We start from the raw sequence: 17,274 nt of genomic DNA on the forward strand, positions 1-17,274 counted from the left end.
TGTGAACACATAAGGGTTCGTGGTGGTCCGAGCGGTTCAGGTTGGGAACCGATCGGTCCCATGGATCCGTTCAGACGGTGGGCAGCGACTCGCGTGCGCGGTGGAGTTCGGCCACGGCGTCGTTCTGTGCGCGCTTCAACTGGACCTGGAGGAAGCGCCGTTCGTCGGCGTCCAGACGGGGGAACTCGCGGGCGGGCGAGAACCGCGGAACCGGTTCGCGACTCGTCGCTGGATCCTGGACGAACTGGCCCTCGGAGACGAGGTTGAGCCTGGTCAGGCGTCGTGACAACCCTTTGATGACGTCGTTGGCCTCATCCGGCGCGACATCGCCGTTCTCGATGGCGGCGTAGAACGCAGAGAGCGCATCGTGGAGCGTGTCGAGTTCGTCGAGGGTCGGCGAGAAGTCGAACGCGTCACCGGCCACGTCGTCGTACTCGGCGACCGCCGACCGGATCGATTCCGTGTTTCGAACGTGGTCGAGCGGGAGCACGGTCGCGTCGAGCACGCGCGCCACGGCGACGGCGTACACCCGGATGTCCCGGAGGAGTTCGTCCTCACCCGCGGTGTCGAGCGTGTCGGTCGAGAGGTGCCAGGCGTCCGAGTTCCCGCCGCAGCCACCGACGCTGTGGTAACCGCGTTCGTCTCTGACGTCCTTCGGGATGTTCGACGAGAGCATCAGGAAGCCGCTGATTCCCAAGTTGTCGAACGTGTAATCGCCCGCCCGGAACGGGTGGTGTTCGGCGGACGGGGCCCCTGCGACGTCGTCTATCGTGTCCGTCACGAGGTCGTGGGTCTCCGGCGTCCAGCAGGACATGTCGACGTACTCGGTCGCGTCCTTCGCCCCGGGACTGTCGCAGTTGACCTGCGCGACGCAGTGACGATCGAGGTCTTGGGCGAACTCGTCGGCGAACCAGGTCGAGCCAGCGTAGCGGCCGGTCGAGTGGCCCGGCCACCAAGCAACACGAAGATTTCGGGCGAACTGGTCGCTGTGGGCGTCGAAGACCCGGGCGAGCTCGAGCAGCGCGGCGTCGCCCGTGGCGTTGTCGGTGATCCCGACGAACCACGAGTCGTAGTGACCGTGCAAGAGGACGAAATCCTCCTCGGCGGGGTCGGCCGTGCCCTCGATTTCGGCGACGACGACCGGACAGGCCATGAAGTCGGTCGTCACGTCGGTCGTGAGTTCGATCTCGAGAGCACCCTCGTCGAGCCACGCCTTCAACTGCTCGCCGTCGGGCTTGCAGACGTTGACGATCGGGAGGTCCGGAACCCGCGCGTCGCGATACTCGTCGAGGGTGGGCACGCCACCCCAGATCGGCGTCGAGATGCCGCTGTGGGGTTCGCGGTCGTGTTCGTGGATGCAGATCACGGCCTCGGCGTTTTTCTTCTCCAGCGCCAGCATCCCCGAGACCGAGATCGATCCCGCGTCGGTCAGGGCGATCTTTCCAGCGAGGTCGCCGACGTCGTCGTAGGGTTCGCCGACTTCGACCGTGTCGTCGATGAGGTCGCTCCCGGCGGCCCCGACGTACACGACGTCACCCGTCACCGTCCGGTCGGCCGAGAACCCGACGGTCTTGAGCGGTCCGTGGTCGAAGGTCCGTCCGACGACGTCGAGTTCCGCGCCCTTCGGCTGACTGATGTACAGTTTGGGGTCGAAGCGTTCGTAGGAGACGCCGAACGCGTCGAGGCGGTCGGTGAGGTACGCGGCGGCCGCGCGTTCGTCCGCGGTCCCACTCACCCGTTCGAGGTCCGAGAAGCGTTCGAGGAGGTTCCACGGCCCGTCGATGGACGTCTCGTCGACGAGCGAACGTTCGAGCGCTGACAGCGCGCTCCGGTCTGCGATCTGGTGACTCATCACGTTTCAGGACCACAGCCGACAGTAAATAGATTCGGACTCGGGTCGGTCGCCTGTCGCTTCAGCGACGGCGGTCAACCGTTTTGCCCAGACCGATGCGTTCTTGCCCTCGATTCGTGTTCGTCCGCCCGTGTACAATCCACGGAGAAGCGTGCATCGCGCACACGACGGACGAGGTTCCGAGCGGAGACCACGATGACCGTCTCGCTCGACTACGAGGACTACGACCTCGGGAGCATGACCTGGGAGGAGGCGACGGAGGCGATCCCCGACGCGGATCTCCTGGTGCTCCCGAGCGGGTCGGTCGAACAGCACTCGATCCACCTCCCACTGACGGTCGATACCCTCCGTGCGGAGAACCTCTCGCGCGTGCTGGCCGAGGCTGCCGCGTCGCGGGACCGCTCGATGCTGCGGCTCCCGACGCTCCCCTACGGCTACTCCGAACACCACATGCAACGCGCCGGGACGGTGACGCTCCGCGCCGAGACCTACCAGCGAGTCCTCGAAGAGGTCGGCGAGAGCGTCGCCGCACACGGAGCCGAGCGCCTCGCGATCGTGAACTGCCACGGCGGCAACCGTGCGCCGATGAAGCTCGCCGCCGACCGCCTCCAGCGCGACCACGACCTCGAAGTCTACCCGATCCACTGGACGGACTTCGCCCGCGAGCAGCTCGAAGACCGCTTCGGCGACGACTGGGGGCACGCCGGCGACCACGAGACGAGCGTCATCGAACTGTTCTACCCCGACCTCGTGCGCTCGGAGAAAAAGGAGCCACAGACGACCGTCGCCGACTACGAAGCCCGCCAGTACACTTGGTTCACCGACCTCACCGAACAGGGCGGCCTCGGCGACCCGACGAACGCCGACAGCGAGTTCATGAAGCAGGTCGTCGAGGAGACGACCGAGCGAATCCTCGACGCGCTCGAATCGGATATGGCTCAGTAGGGTTCACATCACGGATGGCCGCCACGAACGTGGTTCGGCGTGCGAATACGTACCTTCATTTAGCCATCCCACGCGACTGTTGGCATGGCACGACTCGACAACGAGACGATCGGCGACGCGTACACGAGCGACTTCGCGTGGGACCTCCTCGAGGACCTCGTGGACCTCGAAACCCGGATGGCCGGACAAGCGGAAGAACACGACGGCGCGGCGGTCCTCCGGGAGCGCTTCGAGGGGATCGGTCTCCGCGACGTTCACCTCGACGAGTTCGACATCGACGGCTGGTAGCGGGGGTCCTCGGCGATCGAGACAAGCGGTACCCACGACCAGCGCTACGAGAAGGACTATCAGGTGATCGCACTCCCCGGAACCCCCGCCGGGACCATCGAGGGGAACCTCGTCGACGTCGGCGACGGCCGCCCGGAGGACTTCGAGGCCACCGACTGCGAGGGTCGGGTCGTGATGGCGTCGAGCGAAACACCGGAAAACTACGGCCGCTGGATACACCGGATGGAGAAGTACGTCACCGCCGCCGACGCGGGGGCCTGCGCGTTCGTCTTCTCGAACCACGTCGAGGGCTGTCTCCCGCCGACGGGCGAGGTGGGCTACAACAACCGACCGGGACCGATCCCGGCGGTCGGGGTGTCGAAGGAGGTCGGTGCGCGCCTCGGCCGCCACGCCGACCGCGGGAGGCTGGACGTGAGCGTCGACGTGACGTGCCGAAACGAACCCAGTACCTCGGTCAGCGTCGCGGGCGACGTCGGCCCCGAAACCGACGAGATGGTACTCGTGACGGCCCACGTCGACACCCACGACATCGCCGAAGGCGCAAACGACAACGGTGCCGGGTCGGTGCTCGCGACGGAGGTCGGTCGACTGCTGAAACGCGTCGAGGACGACCTCGAAACGCGCGTTCGGATCCTCGTCTTCGGCTCCGAGGAGATCGGTCTCAAGGGTGCCTACCACGCGGCGGAGCGCTACGACCTCGACGCCGTCCGCTGCATCGCCAACATCGACGGCGCGGGCCGCGCCCGAACCCTGTCGGTCAACGCCAACGGGTTCGACGGGGTGCTCGCGGCGTTCGAGACCGTTGCCGAGGAGCACTCGATCCCCCTCGACGTCTCGAACACCGTCTCGCCGCACGGGGACCAGTGGGCGTTCGTCCAAGAGGGCGTCCCCGGGGCCATGATCTCCTCGACGAACGTGACCGGAAGCGGTCGCGGCTGGGGGCACACCCACGCCGATACGCTCGACAAGATCGACGTTCGCGACCTCCGCGAACACGCGGTCACCGTCGCCGACGCGGTCTGTGCGCTGGCCGGGGACCGAGTCGAGGTAACCAGCCGGTCGCGGGACGACACACGGGCGTTGGTCGACGAGGGCTACGAACAGGAACTCCGGCTCGGCGGGCGCTGGCCGTACTGAACGGCTGACGGGAAGCGGTTCGTCAGCCGAGCAGGTCGTCCAGTTTCTCCATCTTGGGGGTGGGATACGCGCGGGCGCTCTGCGTGACCCCGTGGCGCGCCCAGGCATCCGCCTGTTCGAGGGCGATGCTCGCCGGGTCGAGAAACGGAACCCCGAGTTTCTCCTCGATCTCGGCGTGGCGTTGGGCGAACGAGAGGCTCATACAGCCCGGGAACAGCGCCTCCGCACCGTCCTCCTCGATCGCTTGTTTCCCAACCGAGACCATTCGCTCGACGAGGGCGTCCGACTCGTGGTCGATCCCCTCGACGGGTGCGTCCACCGACCGGATGCTCACACATCGGTCGGCGAGCCCATACTCTTCGGCCTGTTCGGCCGACAGCGGGACCGTCGCGTCGAGCACCGTGAGCCAGCCGAAACGATGGGCGACCTGGGCCGCGGTGTAGAACGTCGCCTCCGCGGGGCCGACGACCGGGATGTCGAGGAGTTCGCGGAGGGCACGGAGTCCAGGATCGCCGAAGCAGCCGATGACGAGCGCGTCGTAGTCGGCTTGGATCTCGTGGGCCGTCCGCAGCGACCCGATCACACACCAGACCTCCTCGACGCCGCTCTCGATGCTCGACGGACCGGCACCCGTGGCCACGACGACGTCGACGCCGACGTGGTCCGGGGTGAACGCGTTGGCGACGCGTTCGCGCCGGTCGCGTTCGTCGTCCGAGAGTCCAGTACCGGGGACGAGGTAGGCGATCCGCGTCATCGGCGTGCTCCGTTGGTTCCGTCCATCGGGATCAGTCCCACACCGTTTCGAGAACCCGAAGGACGTTCCCGCCGGTGACTTTTCGAATATCCTCGTCGGAGTAGCCCTCGCGCACGAGCCAGCGGACGATGTTGTGCCAGGCCTCGGTCGGGTTCTCCATTCCCTCGACGTAGTCGAACTCGATCGTCTGCCAGTCGGGGTACTTCGAGTAGTCCTTCCCCATGTACTGGTGGAGCCCACGGTGGTCGCCGTAGAGGGTGTCGGGGCCGAACGAGACGTGGTCGATGCCGACGAGCTCCTCGACGTACTGGAAGTGGTCCATCACCGACTCGATGGTGTGTTTCGGGTGGTCCGGCGAGGCGACGTTGTGTGGGGCGGACTGGATGCCGATCACGCCGCCGGTGTTGGCGACGGCTTCGATGACTGGGTCCGGGTCGAGACGACTGATGTCGAGGAGTGCCTTGGCCCCGTTGTGGGAGAGGACGACTGGATCCTCGGAGACCGCACAAACGTCGAGGGTCGTGTTGTCGCTCGCGTGGCTCGGGTCGACGAGGATCCCGAGTTTGTTCATCCGTTCGACACAGCGTTCACCGAAGGTCGTCAGACCGCCGTCGCGGTGTTCGTCCCGACCACCGGTGCCGAGCGCGTTCGATTCCGCGTAGGTGACCCCGAGCGCCCGAACGCCGAGTCCGTAGAGCACGTCGAGTCGGTCGATCTCGTTTTCTATCATCATACAGCCCTCGACGGAGGGGACGATGGCGACCTTCCCCTCGTCGTGGGCACGCCGAATGTCGTCGATGGACTTGGCTCGGATCACGAGGTCCTGCTTCTCGACGTCGGCGGCACGCATCCCGAGATCGTGTATCACCTCGGTCCACTTCCACCCGTTTCGCGAGTGCATCCGGAGTACGCCGTCGAAGTGCCAGTCGAAGACCGCGTCGAGGGTCGACTCGGCGAGGGCGTCGTAGGCCGTGAACGCCCGACCCTGGCGCGCGTAGTCCTCGACCGCGTCCATCTCTTTCGGGAAGTAGAAGGCGTGTTCGTGCATCGAGACGATTTCGCACTGGTCCGAGAGCGCGTCGGCACGTTCCGCGTCCGCCGAGTCGAGCTCGATTTCGCACGGGTCGCCGAAGAAGTGGGGTTCGTCCTGAAACTCGAAGGGTTCGAAGTCCGTGCCGGCCTCGAGATACTCGTAGGCCCGGTAGCCGTCGTACTGCTTGTTGCTACCCATGATCATAGCGCGCAGGAGAGGACGATAACTGTTTGCTTTCCGCATCGGTGGGACTCGGTTCGAATCGGGCGCGTCGACGATGGGTGTAGAGGCGTCCGATCTACCGGTAATAATTGTCGAATCCCTAGGGAGCAATAGCCGCCTGTCCCGTCGAGAGCGGTATGGGTTCAACCTCTATCGCACTCGTCACCGGTGCAAGCAACGGGATCGGGCGCGCGGTCGCGGAGCGGTTCGCCGCGGACCTCGACTACGACCGTGTCGCACTACTCGATATCGATTCAGCCGTCGAGGGGCGAGCGGATTCGCTCGACGGCGCGTCCGGACACGTCCTCGACCTCCGCGACCAGGAGGCCGTCGACGACGTAGTCGAGACGCTCGAAACGGAGGGGCGCATCGACGCCGTCGTCAACAACGCCGGGGTGTCGGCGTACTACTGGCTCGGCGACCTCGACCTCGAGGAGTGGCACCGGGTGCTGGACACCAACCTCACGGGACAGTACAACGTCCTCCACGCGGTCGGGCCACGAATGTACGAGCGCGAACACGGGTACGTCGTCAACGTCTCGTCGGGGGCGGGACAGCGTGGAAGCGCCAGCGGTGGCGTCCACTACTCGGCGTCGAAGGCAGGTGTGCTCGGGCTCACGAAAGGAACGGCGAAGCAACTCGCGCCACACGTCCACGTCAACGCTGTCGTTCCCGGACTCGTCGATACGCGTCTCACCGCGGATCCCGACCTCTGGAGTGAAGATGAACTGGCCGCGTTTACTGACGACCTCCCTGCGAGACGGTTGGGGGAACCGGACGAGATCGCGCGCGTCATCCAGTATTTCTGTGGCGACGGGGCCGCCTACATGACGGGAAGCGTCGTCAACGTCGATGGTGGTGGAAGCATCGCGTAATCGTCTATTCCTAGCGAACACTGCGAGCTCGTACCAACAGAGGCTTCGGTAGGTCCCAGCGCTTTCCGCCGAACTCAATGCAGCAAGTGGAAACACCTCGGGCAACGCTTCCGCACCGCCCCTGTCACACGCGTTCTCATCTCTAGTTACTCCCTCAACAATGCGCTGTGCCAGCGCTCAATCGACGGTCTATGGTCCTTCGAACGGTCTGTTTTGCTGACTCAGATCGTGCTCACTAGCTTCGACTCGTGCGATTTCGGGTTGACTCACTGTGAGACCATCGGATCGACCGGAGAGGATCGAGCGATTCATCCATAGATTGACGACGCAGGAAAACATCCTAAACAAGGACTGCACTCAGATTTCGATATTATCGAAGGTAGTTCGAACCGGTCGTGATTGAGAAGCGGTCCAGTAGTGGCGAAATCACGGGAGCGGTCCCGACATCACGTCTGCGCTCATGCTTGGTCTATACAGAAACAGAAGGTGGCGCATCGTTCGGATCGAACTCTCTACAACGGTGGTGTGACACAAATATGTTTGTTACAATCATGAGCCTGAGAAAGTAGTAAGTCGCACGTGCGACCGCGGATGCTCTCGACTCTTGCATGGGTTGTTGCCCAGTACATTGAATGAAAAACGACCATGAGAGATGCTCGAGTAGTGCGATTCGATATTCTCGAAAGGATTGGTTACTCGTATCCGATACGGAGTTCGAGTTCGTTTGCCGACCCTCGGAGAATACTTCGGATCTCGCTATCCCGTTCCGGGTTGTCGAGTCGGTGACCGGGGCCAGAGATACTCAGTGCACCCAGGGGTCGGCCATCGGCGTCGAGGATCGGCGTACCAACGGCTCGAAGTCCGGGTGTATCTTCTCTGTCGTTGTAGGCCACTCCCTCCGCTCGGATCGACTCGAGTTCCGCGGTGAGTTCCTCCCTAGTCGTGAGCGTGTTCTCGGTTATGGGGGCGAGTCCATGTCTCTCAACGATGGCGTCAACACGTTCGGGCGAAGAGTGAGCGAGGATCGCCTTCCCGGCAGCGCTCGCGTGCATGAGTATGCGCCGCCCGGCGCGGAGACCTGCGTGGATGGCCTGATCGCCTGCTTCCGTGTACAGAACGATGACACGCCCGTGTTCCGCTACCGAGAACTGTGCTCGTTCGCCGGTCTCCGCAGCGAGGTAGGAGGTCTTCTTCTTCGCGATCTCGAATAAGGGGTTTCGTCGCCGTTCGTACGTCCCAAAGTCAAGAAACCGATAGCTCAACTGGTACACGCCTTGGTCTTGAACGACGAACTCTCGACGTTTGAGTGTGGTCAGGTACTGATGGACGGTACTCGGGGCTTTGTCGAGCTGTTCGGCGAGTTCGGTGAGCGTCACTCCCTCGTTAGCTCTGATCACTTCGAATATATCGAAGACGACCTCGGCCGATTGGATGACCCGTGGATTTGAGCTTTCCATGCTAACAACTCACAACTGGGGATGATAGGTCTTTTTACTCTTCTCAAACAGCTCGCCGTCCGTTCTAACTTCGATATCATCGAAACCACCCCACTGGGCAGAAACAGCTCGGATGTAGCATCGCCGACATCGGTCGGGAACCGAACGATACGCCGACCTCGATATCGGGGAGATCGTGGTCGAATTCGTCGACTTCCCGCGAACGACCGGCGCAGAGCTCTTCGCCGACGGCGCTGTCACCGAAACAACGTCGGTGACGTTATATGGACGAGTTGTCGTTCAGTCCTGAGAGCTGCGTTTGGATGAAATCATGCGAAGATCAAGGCGTGGTTGGGTCGATGATGATTTTCCCGATCACTTCCCGGTTCTCGATCGTTCGGTGACCGGCTGCTATGTCCTCGAGCGGAAGGGTACAGTCGACCTGTGGTACGAGCTCATTACGAGCAACGAGCGACAGGACGTCTCGAAACTCGACACGGTTCCCCATCGGTGCGCCCCGGATCTGCCGGTGTGCCTGATAGACGGATCGGATATCGATGTCCGGGTCGGCTCCGCTCGTTGCCCCACAGATAACCATCCGGCCGCCCATCGCGAGACTGTCGATGCTTTCTTGCCACGTACTCTCTCCAACGTGGTCGGCGACGATGTCGACACCCCGACCGTCGGTCAGCTCCGCCACCGTGTCCGTGAACGGGGTTTCGGTGTAGTCGATCACTTCGTCCGCCCACTGACGAAGCCGGGCAGCTTTTCGTTCGGTCGAAGTCGTCGCGTAGACTGTGGCTCCGACTCTGTTAGCGATCTGCAGCGCCGCGTTTCCAACCCCCCCGGAAGCGCCCAGGACGAGAGCTGATTCCGCTGGACGAAGTCCTCCTGTCGTAATCATCATCCGCCACGCGGTAGTGAACGCTATCGGTACCGCGGCCGCCGTCTCGAAGTCGAGAGCGGTCGGAAGAGCCTCTATGCAGCGTTCGGGAACGACGACGTACTCGGCCAGTCCACCGGGGCGGTCTTCGCCGATTATCTCGTACTGAGAGCACATCGTCTGTTCTCCCATGAGGCAGTACTCACAGTCCCCGCAGGACACCCCCGGATAGACGACGACGTTCGTTCCCTCCCACTCGCCGTCAGCCTCGGACCCGACCGTATCGACGGTACCAGCGATATCACACCCAGTCCGCTTCGGGAAATCGTCGTCGTCGGATGGGTGGCCTCTTCGGGCAAAGACATCGAGGTGGTTGAGAGCCACTCGCTCGACCTGGATCCGGACCTCATCAGGGCCTGGTTCCGGCTTGTCAACGTCGACTATTTCGAGTGCGGTCTCTGGTTCCCCGTACTGGGTAATGTGTGCGGCTTTCACACTTCATCCCATTAGCCACGGATCGCGTAAGTCTTCCTCAATTGGTCGTCATTCTGAGGGATCTGTACCGCTCTCAGGTGAAAGTAATGCAACTCAATATTTATTTCGTGTACTCTTGCAAAGCAGTACAAAATACGAACACAACCAATCAGTTCTTTTGATTGGTGGTCTCAATCGGCTTATCGGCTTTTCCGAAGGCGTCAGTCATCTGCTCGGCGAGTTCTCCGGCCTCGATGTGTGAGTGATGTTTGCGAACAGCTTCTTCGGAGCTGCCGAGAGCGCGAGCGGCAGCGGCGTGGCCTGAGGTCCGGACGAGAACCTCACCGTCGCCACGGCGGCCCCATGCGACATTAAATACCCGTCCCTGTCATCAAGCTCAATACCTGTCTGCTTGTAGAGCCGTCTGAGGACATGTCGTCCGGCACCAGTCATCTCGCGGAAATAGCCTGACTCCAACTCCTCGAAGGCCGTTACGGCATCTCGTGCTGGACGAGAAACGCAACGAACCGGTTGAGCTCTCTGTGAGCGTCGCTCCGATAGTTCCCGCTCTTTCCACCCTGGTTGCTTCTTGTTCGTCAGGAACCCTCAGTGACTGCATCGATGTGGGCCGCGCTATACACCCCTCCCCCGTTCACTGTCTCCGATATGCTTCTCAGCCTGCGCAGCCAGGGTTCTGACCTTCGTTATCGCGTTCACTGTGGTAGGGAGTAGGGGAGTGAGTGGAAGTACTGGCCTTTATTCGATTAAGCGCGAGCAAACTCATTTAGACCTGATTCCGCCGATACCAGCAGCCAGAAGCTCTATAGCGCCTGAAGCCGAACCTATAAACTTCATTCTGGGATACGGAATTTCCGCGACTGGAAGATGAGACTACAGTCGGTATAGAGGGGCCGTAATGCACGATGTCAGAGGAATAGCGGGAGCGGATAGTCGCCGAGTTGGGGGGAGTGTTCGATTTGTATTGATAGTATGATTAGGAGTGCATATAGGGTCTCCATTTCCGGATGTGGATTTTAGCGAATGGAACTTCTAATAGCAGACGGTGTTATGAGGTTTTATTTCATTCGATAGACTTCATCCATCCAAATATCATCGTTAGCGACAAGGATCGGGTCCATCACCGCGTCCCAATCTGCTTGAGCCTCGCTTTCGTCCATGAGGCGCTTGATCGCAGCTGGGTCTTCGAGTTCCATGAAACCGAATACATGACCATCTTTCTCAAAGCAACTATAGCTCTCGATGCCTGCATCCGATGAGAGATATGCTTCCACGAGGTCATCCGAAACGTCCTCATGTTTCTCACGGTAGGCGTCGCGCTGGCCCTCCTCGATTGTCAGATGAAACGCAATACGTTCCATAGAAGACGTTCCCTGACTGGGAACAAAGACGTTTCCCTGCGAAAGGATTTAGCCCCAACCGGCCAAATATTTCCAATAATGGTCATCGATAGTCACGTCCATGCATGGGGGTATCCAAGTACAGAACATCCGTGGGTCACTGGGGACATCGTCAAACTTGTCGAGAGTTTCGCTGTTGATGCCGCCTACACCGCCGAGAAACTCCTTGTGGATATGGATGAAGCGAATGTCGAGGAGGCAATCGTCGTTGGTTACCCTATCGGCGAATGGACCGACAACTGGTATACCGTTGAGGCAGCAAAACACGACCGACTCTCAGGAGTCGTGATGGTTGACCAGTTTGCACCTGATGCCGACGACCGACTTCGAGACCTGATGTCAAATGATGGAATCATCGGTTTTCGGCTCGGTGCTATCTGTCCCTACGACCAAATGTGGGAGACGTTCGACCCAACGGTAGAGTGGCTCCGTGAAGCCATTGACGAGACCGAGTTCTGGGCCGCTGCACGCGAGACGGACGCGGTAGTTCAAATCCTCGTTCATGTCGATCAACTTGATCAGGTAGTAGAACTAGTCGACACTTATCCGAACCTCACCTATCTCGTTGACCACTTCTCGCATGCCGACCCATTAAGCGCGCCCGCTGACTCGGGCTTCGCGGCCTACGCCGACCTCGCCAACTACGAGAACGTCTATCCAAAAGTCTCGGAGGTCCAACACCGTTCCGAGGAACTCTATCCCTACGAAGATATGCACGACCACGTCCGGTGGCTCATCGAGGAGTTCGGCCGCGAGCGCGTCGTCTGGGGGGCCGATTATCCTAATGTTAGTGACGTGGCGACCTACGAGGAGTGCGTGGCCTGGCTCGACCACGTTGACGGCCTCAGCAAGACAGACAGGGAGTGGCTTCGGGGCAGGTCATTGAAGCACGCGCTTGACTAGTAGATCAAGTTATCCATGAGTATAAGAAGTTCTTTGTAGTAGGATCTGGTCTTGCCTGCATGGCGAAAGTACGCTTCCGTGATCCGGCCGGTTCGATTCGTACAGGCACGCCGACCAACAACGGTGTCGAGTTCGGTAACGAGAGCTACAATTTCGACGAGGTTGACGTCCTCGCGCCGTGTGACCCCTCGAAGATCATCTGTGTGGGGCTCAACTACGAGGATCACGCTGAAGAAGAGGGAATGGACCTCCCGGATCGCCCGTTGCTCTTCTTGAAGCCGCCGAACGCGGTTTCGGGCCACGGCGACACCGTCACCCTCCCCGAGGGCAAGGAGAAAGTCGAACACGAGGCCGAACTCGCCGTCGTGATCGGCGAGCAGTGCCGGAACGTCGCGGCCGAGGACGCCATGGACGTCGTCGCGGGCTTCACCTGCGCCGACGACGTCTCGAACCGCGACGACCAGCGCGTCGAACAGAACTGGGTTCGCGGCAAGGCCTTCGACAATTCCTGTCCGCTCGGCCCGGTGCTCGCCGATCCTGACGAAGTCCCGGATGACGCGAACGTCGAACTCCGGCTCAATGGCGAGACGGTCCAATCCTCTTCGCGCGCGGAATTCGTCTTCTCGGTCCCGGAACTGATCGCGGAGATCACCCAGTACATGACCCTCGAAGAGGGCGACGTTATCATCACCGGCACGCCCGCCGGCGTCGGCGAACTCGAAGACGGTGACGAGGTTGAGGTCGAGATTGAGGGTATCGGTACTCTCGAACATACAGTCACACGGTAGGTATCACGACAATACATCTCATAGAAAAGTTGGCTTGCTAGTTGTTTGTGTTGCGTACTTTTCTAAGAAGCGACCACCAGTTAGAACGTTGGAGATTCGCAGCTTTGCGACTAATCCCGGGGCAGCGAACGTCTACGAACCGGAAGATGAGACTGAAGAGGAACAGATTCAGGAAGTCGGGAACGAAAATCACTCGCCTGTTCCGAACTCCTGGGACAAGAGTAGGAAATCAGAGAAGGTAACGAAGTCGATCGGCAACTTCGAGCGCCCATCGCTCGGCGTTGGTCGCCTCAACCCCATCGAGACTGTCGATAAGTTCAACTGTCACTCCGCCGTCGTAGCCTGCATCCCAAAGCATCGTGATGACAGTCGCAATACTGAGGCGACCGTCATCTGCTGGGCATTGGATCGCCGGCCAGTCCTCGATGTTGAAGACGTAGCTTCCGGACTCAACAGTGAGAACGACCTCACTGTTACCGTCCTCAATCGCAGTGATACCATCGAGCAACGTCCCACCTTCCGATGCGTCTGTCCAGATTGTCGTCTCATCCTCAACGACGCTCGCAGCGTTGACGTCCGCAGGCAGGCGGACCGTCGCGGTCGTATTCCACGGCACCTCGACATCAATGGTATATCCGGTATCAGTACGCGTCCAGTCGGACGCGAGCGTTCCGTTCACGATTTCTATCGACCCCTTAGCCCAGTCGAGGTCCGCGACGAGCGCAGGCGCGACCTCGACGGAGCCGTGGCCTGCCATTGAGTCGTTGAACTGGAGACCTGCGAGCGCCGAATAAAACCATTCGGAGACGAAGTTATACGGCGAATGGTTGAACGAATTCATCCCGTCGCCTATGCGGGTATCTGAATCCCATCGCTCCCACATCATCGTTGCGCCCTGGCGAACCATGTAGACCCATCCGGGCTGCTCCGGTTGTGAAACCACCTGATACGCGGTTTAGGCAGCACCATGGTCGACGAGCGTCTCGATAAGTGGGCGTGTCACAAGGAAGCCAGTTCGGAGCTTCCCGTTGCCCAACTCAACCTTTGCGACCAAGTTCTCGACGACGGCATCGACATGGTCCGCAGGAACGAGACCGAGATAGAGCGGCACCGCATAGGATGATTGCGTTCCAGGACCGTACTTGTCAGTACTCGGATCGAAGAACGCCTCGTTGAAGCTGTCCTTTATCGACTCGGCCCGCTCACGGTAGTATTCGGCGTCCGCCTCATTATCGAGAACATCTGCAATGCGTGCGAACAGGTTCGTGGTATGATATTGGAACGCTGTGTTATAGAGGTCGATCGGGAGACCCCGACGCCCGTCGTTGTTCTCGAAGGTAAGCCAGTCGCCATAATTGCCATATTCAGCTGGAAGGACACCGTCTTCGAACTGGTCAAGCCAGTAATCGATATAGCGACGCATCCCATCGGATGTCTGCGCGCAGTAGGGGAGATTCACCGATCATCTCGGATCCAGTCACGCCGTCGACGAGCTTGGCGCGACCCCACGCACCCTCTTCGACACTGGAGGCAGCGCTCACATGACACTCCTCAGCGAGGTTCGAGCCGTCAGCATCGCGAACGATAAGTTCGCCGAGTGCGAACGCCTGCCATGGACGGCGCTCCTCACGGACAAGTTGAGGATTGAGCTTCGCGAGATCACCCTCTCCGGGCGGGTCAGCCGGGTCGAACTCGTAGAGCTTCGTCGCGGTGACGCGGAGATAGCGTCCAACTTCATCGTCGACATCGAGAAAAACCGATTCGGTCCCTGGGTTCGGCTGGTCGGCGTCCGTCCGATCAACGAGAACACGCGCGTCGCTGAAGTCGTCGTCATCAGCAGTCTCGATCCGATATCGAGTTGGAAAGCTAAACCCGCCGGGACCATTGGTCGTCATGTGGTCGCCGGCGGCTTCCTCAGTCGAATAGACTGCAGAGACTGACATTCCATCGGGTGTCTTCGGCCCGTCGAACGGGTTCGTTGGGTGGAGTTCAATGGCCTCGGCATCGCGGGCGCTACCAAGGTCAACCTGTACTCACTCAGTCACATCAGTGTCGGTGGGATGCCACGTGCTCCGATAGCCAACGGAGTCGCCCCCATCGGGCTGATAGCCGATCCACTCACCCTCCCAGTCATTGGTCGCCAATCGCGGTCGAGAAGGTTGTCGGGTTGGCATACGAGGTCGCCTCATCGTCGCGATCCCAGATGCGCGCCGTCCAGTGGTATTCGGTATCTGTGGCGAGCGGCGGCCCTTCATACGTGACGTTCGTCAAGTTGGGAGACTCAATGCGACCGAAGTCCCAGATGTCCCCACGTTCGTCCATGAGGGCATCGCGCGAACGCGCAACAAGAATGCGATACGCTCCCTGTGCTACCCCACGATCTTCGGTTTCGACACGCCATGAGAAGCGTGGGGTCTGCACTGGAACGTTGTTTGGTTCAGATTCGTACTCGACGCGGAGGTCGAGCACGTTGTCTCGCGCAGGCATGTGTAGGTTAATATCAAATGGAACGCATTATGTGTTGTGATAGATTGATCGCGTTATCGTCTCCGGAAGAGCAGAATGAGAATTGGAAAGAGTACCACACTACGGGGCGGGTACCACGGATCTCGGTGAACACAAAAATGGACAGTGCGACTGAAACCAAGACCGAAGGTACCGAGATACACCAACGCAGGCTCAAACGGCAGTCCATCGTATCTACGCTCTAAATTGGTTCGTTCTTCGCTTAATTGGTCGATCCGGGGTGAAGACTCACGTAAGACAGCCGATCGGAATACTGATGTGCCGACTGATGGATCGTGAGGTATGTCGCAAGCCCCTCTTGTTGAGAGCCTCGTGCTTCAATCGGCGACTGCGAGCCCATCAATACTGGCGGTGAACATCGTTGTCGCGGTCGCCATCATTCTCGTGATGGTGATCCGATTCGACATCAACGCCGCGGTCTCACTGGTAGTCGGCTCGCTCTACATGGGGATCGCCTCAGGGCTCGGATTGGTAGGAACCACCGATGCGATCGGGACCGGGTTCGGTGACTTGATGGGGGCAATCGGGATCCCCCTCATCTTCGGAATCATGATCGGGACGTTCCTTGCCGAGTGTGGCGGGGCACGTAGGATCGCGACGACACTTGTTCGAGTGGTTCCGACCGCGTACGTCCCCTATGCGGTCGGGATATCGGGTGTGATTGTAGCGATCCCGGTGTTCTTTGATGTTGCGTTCATCGTGCTGGCTCCGATGGTGATCGCGGTATGGCGCGAGACCGATCTCACCTACCCGACGGTTATTGGCTCACTTGCTATCGGGGCTGGTGTGGCACACACGTTCATTCCGCCGACCCCGAATCCACTCGCGGCACCAAACATCATTGGGTTCCCGCTCGGCGAAATGCTCGGAGTGGGGCTCGTCGTTGGTCTGGTTTCGACTGTATTCGCGGTCGCGGTCTACCGACGGATCATCGGTTTAGTCTGGGATGACGCGAACGATATTCGTGAAATACCCTTTGAAGAGATTGAGGATTCGCCGGAGATGCCCTCGTTCGGCGCGTCCCTGTTGCCGATCGCTACGCCGCTGGTGCTCATCCTGCTGGTGACCGTTACAACCGCCCTCGCCGGGGAGCCGAACGTCTATATCCAGTTCCTCGGGAGCAGGATCATCGCGCTACTCGCGGGGCTAGCCGCTGCCGTTGCTGTCTACATCTCGGTTGAAGGCCGCGATAAGTTGGCTGAGCGCTTCTCCGAATCGCTGGAACCAGCGGGGTTGGTGCTCGCCATCACCGGAGCCGGTGGGGCATTCGGTTACGTGATCCAAGAAACGGGATCGGCAGACGCACTGGTCAGCGTAATCGGGATCGGAACCGGCGGGTTCGGTATCCTCCTTCTAGCCTATGTAATCGGATTGGTGCTGCGGGCTGCCCAAGGATCGGGCACTGTCGCGGGGATCACCGCTATGACTATCGTTGCGGGGATCCAAACGAGCGTTCCAGGTGTCGCGCTGGCAATGGCAGCGCTCTCAGGTGGACTAGCGTTCGGTCATATCAACGACAGTGGGTTCTGGATCGCTACAGAAGTTTCCGGGTTGGAAACCAGTGGTGGGCTCAAGACCTACACCCTTGGCCAGACGGTCGTCTCGATGTTCGGCCTCGTCGGAGCTGTTGCCGTCGCGTTCATCTTCTGAGAGATCGAGGGTATGATCTACGACAGTATGCATGGCGTCGGGTTCGGTGGAGTAAATTTCATGCAGAGATATAAGTAGGGATCGGGAGAA

General features: G+C 60.4%; 14 protein-coding genes and 2 pseudogenes. 7 read left to right on the plus strand and 9 right to left on the minus strand.

The features are described from left to right. Window positions 1-70 precede the first annotated feature (70 nt). Entirely contained in the window at window positions 71-1,852 is a 1,782-nt protein-coding gene (locus tag D3261_RS00480; RefSeq protein ID WP_120067704.1) for a M28 family peptidase, read from the minus strand. Window positions 1,853-2,047: 195 nt separating this feature from the next. On the opposite strand from D3261_RS00480, the gene D3261_RS00485 reads away from it, so the two are divergent. Together D3261_RS00485 and D3261_RS00490 are read left to right on the plus strand one after the other, a co-directional pair. Further along, window positions 2,048-2,797, plus strand: coding sequence for a creatininase family protein (locus D3261_RS00485; RefSeq protein ID WP_120067705.1), 750 nt, complete (start codon window positions 2,048-2,050; stop codon window positions 2,795-2,797). Window positions 2,798-2,881: 84 nt separating this feature from the next. Further along, window positions 2,882-4,222 (plus strand): annotated as a pseudogene (locus D3261_RS00490) (M28 family peptidase). A gap of 22 nt (window positions 4,223-4,244) precedes the next feature. On the opposite strand, the gene D3261_RS00495 reads toward D3261_RS00490, so the two are convergent. After that, window positions 4,245-4,976: an aspartate/glutamate racemase family protein gene (locus D3261_RS00495; protein ID WP_120067707.1), complete on the minus strand. Its 732-nt coding sequence runs from the start codon at window positions 4,974-4,976 to the stop codon at window positions 4,245-4,247. Between the two features lie 31 nt (window positions 4,977-5,007). After that, window positions 5,008-6,207, minus strand: coding sequence for a dipeptidase (locus D3261_RS00500; protein WP_120068194.1), 1,200 nt, complete (start codon window positions 6,205-6,207; stop codon window positions 5,008-5,010). A gap of 161 nt (window positions 6,208-6,368) precedes the next feature. Between D3261_RS00500 and D3261_RS00505 the strand changes: the two genes are divergently transcribed. Then, window positions 6,369-7,106, plus strand: coding sequence for an SDR family NAD(P)-dependent oxidoreductase (locus D3261_RS00505; RefSeq protein WP_120067708.1), 738 nt, complete (start codon window positions 6,369-6,371; stop codon window positions 7,104-7,106). Window positions 7,107-7,798: 692 nt separating this feature from the next. On the opposite strand, the gene D3261_RS00510 is transcribed toward D3261_RS00505, so the two are convergent. The 3 genes from D3261_RS00510 to D3261_RS00525 all read right to left on the minus strand — a co-directional run bounded on the left by D3261_RS00510 (window position 7,799) and on the right by D3261_RS00525 (window position 11,278). Continuing rightward, on the minus strand, window positions 7,799-8,563 hold the full coding sequence (locus D3261_RS00510; protein ID WP_120067709.1) for an IclR family transcriptional regulator: 765 nt from the start codon (window positions 8,561-8,563) through the stop codon (window positions 7,799-7,801). A 319-nt stretch (window positions 8,564-8,882) separates the two neighbouring features. Beyond that, window positions 8,883-9,920: a zinc-binding dehydrogenase gene (locus tag D3261_RS00515; RefSeq protein WP_120067711.1), complete on the minus strand. Its 1,038-nt coding sequence runs from the start codon at window positions 9,918-9,920 to the stop codon at window positions 8,883-8,885. 1,055 nt (window positions 9,921-10,975) lie between these two features. Continuing rightward, the gene (locus tag D3261_RS00525) at window positions 10,976-11,278 is read right to left on the minus strand and encodes an L-rhamnose mutarotase (protein WP_120067713.1); all 303 of its coding nucleotides are present in this window, start codon (window positions 11,276-11,278) and stop codon (window positions 10,976-10,978) included. A gap of 78 nt (window positions 11,279-11,356) precedes the next feature. Between D3261_RS00525 and D3261_RS00530 the strand changes: the two genes are divergently transcribed. Continuing rightward, window positions 11,357-12,220 carry an amidohydrolase gene (locus D3261_RS00530; protein ID WP_120067714.1) on the plus strand — a complete coding sequence of 288 codons (864 nt, stop codon included), beginning with the start codon at window positions 11,357-11,359 and terminating at the stop codon, window positions 12,218-12,220. A gap of 59 nt (window positions 12,221-12,279) precedes the next feature. Next, window positions 12,280-13,008, plus strand: coding sequence for a fumarylacetoacetate hydrolase family protein (locus D3261_RS00535; protein ID WP_120067716.1), 729 nt, complete (start codon window positions 12,280-12,282; stop codon window positions 13,006-13,008). 229 nt (window positions 13,009-13,237) lie between these two features. Here D3261_RS00535 and D3261_RS20185 read toward each other — a convergent pair whose 3' ends face one another. Together D3261_RS20185 and D3261_RS20190 are read right to left on the minus strand one after the other, a co-directional pair. Continuing rightward, window positions 13,238-13,765: an alpha-L-rhamnosidase C-terminal domain-containing protein gene (locus tag D3261_RS20185; protein ID WP_233553817.1), complete on the minus strand. Its 528-nt coding sequence runs from the start codon at window positions 13,763-13,765 to the stop codon at window positions 13,238-13,240. Window positions 13,766-13,804: 39 nt separating this feature from the next. Further along, window positions 13,805-14,431 (minus strand): annotated as a pseudogene (locus D3261_RS20190) (alpha-L-rhamnosidase); the annotation flags it as partial. A gap of 118 nt (window positions 14,432-14,549) precedes the next feature. On the opposite strand from D3261_RS20190, the gene D3261_RS20195 reads away from it, so the two are divergent. Beyond that, a complete protein-coding gene (locus D3261_RS20195; protein WP_199693842.1) occupies window positions 14,550-14,948 on the plus strand; it encodes a hypothetical protein in 399 nt (132 codons plus the stop codon). 190 nt (window positions 14,949-15,138) lie between these two features. On the opposite strand, the gene D3261_RS20200 is transcribed toward D3261_RS20195, so the two are convergent. Beyond that, a complete protein-coding gene (locus tag D3261_RS20200) occupies window positions 15,139-15,495 on the minus strand; it encodes a hypothetical protein (RefSeq protein ID WP_199693843.1) in 357 nt (118 codons plus the stop codon). Between the two features lie 321 nt (window positions 15,496-15,816). Here D3261_RS20200 and D3261_RS00545 point away from each other — a divergent pair, with 321 nt between their 5' ends. Beyond that, window positions 15,817-17,184 carry a GntP family permease gene (locus D3261_RS00545; RefSeq protein WP_120067718.1) on the plus strand — a complete coding sequence of 456 codons (1,368 nt, stop codon included), beginning with the start codon at window positions 15,817-15,819 and terminating at the stop codon, window positions 17,182-17,184. Window positions 17,185-17,274 lie beyond the last annotated feature (90 nt).

The sequence above is a fragment of the Halococcus sp. IIIV-5B genome (genome assembly GCF_003602035.1).
Lineage (GTDB): Archaea > Halobacteriota > Halobacteria > Halobacteriales > Halococcaceae > Halococcus > Halococcus salsus.

Coding starts and splice junctions, on each gene's coding strand:
- D3261_RS20195 (WP_199693842.1), top strand. CDS start 14,550: ATGACACTCCTCAGCGAGGTTCGAGCCGTCAGCATCGCGAACGATAAG.
- D3261_RS00495 (WP_120067707.1), bottom strand. CDS start 4,976: ATGACGCGGATCGCCTACCTCGTCCCCGGTACTGGACTCTCGGACGAC.
- D3261_RS00505 (WP_120067708.1), top strand. CDS start 6,369: ATGGGTTCAACCTCTATCGCACTCGTCACCGGTGCAAGCAACGGGATC.
- D3261_RS20200 (WP_199693843.1), bottom strand. CDS start 15,495: ATGCCTGCGCGAGACAACGTGCTCGACCTCCGCGTCGAGTACGAATCT.
- D3261_RS00525 (WP_120067713.1), bottom strand. CDS start 11,278: ATGGAACGTATTGCGTTTCATCTGACAATCGAGGAGGGCCAGCGCGAC.
- D3261_RS00530 (WP_120067714.1), top strand. CDS start 11,357: ATGGTCATCGATAGTCACGTCCATGCATGGGGGTATCCAAGTACAGAA.
- D3261_RS20185 (WP_233553817.1), bottom strand. CDS start 13,765: ATGGCAGGCCACGGCTCCGTCGAGGTCGCGCCTGCGCTCGTCGCGGAC.
- D3261_RS00535 (WP_120067716.1), top strand. CDS start 12,280: ATGGCGAAAGTACGCTTCCGTGATCCGGCCGGTTCGATTCGTACAGGC.
- D3261_RS00545 (WP_120067718.1), top strand. CDS start 15,817: ATGTCGCAAGCCCCTCTTGTTGAGAGCCTCGTGCTTCAATCGGCGACT.
- D3261_RS00485 (WP_120067705.1), top strand. CDS start 2,048: ATGACCGTCTCGCTCGACTACGAGGACTACGACCTCGGGAGCATGACC.
- D3261_RS00510 (WP_120067709.1), bottom strand. CDS start 8,563: ATGGAAAGCTCAAATCCACGGGTCATCCAATCGGCCGAGGTCGTCTTC.
- D3261_RS00480 (WP_120067704.1), bottom strand. CDS start 1,852: ATGAGTCACCAGATCGCAGACCGGAGCGCGCTGTCAGCGCTCGAACGT.
- D3261_RS00500 (WP_120068194.1), bottom strand. CDS start 6,207: ATGGGTAGCAACAAGCAGTACGACGGCTACCGGGCCTACGAGTATCTC.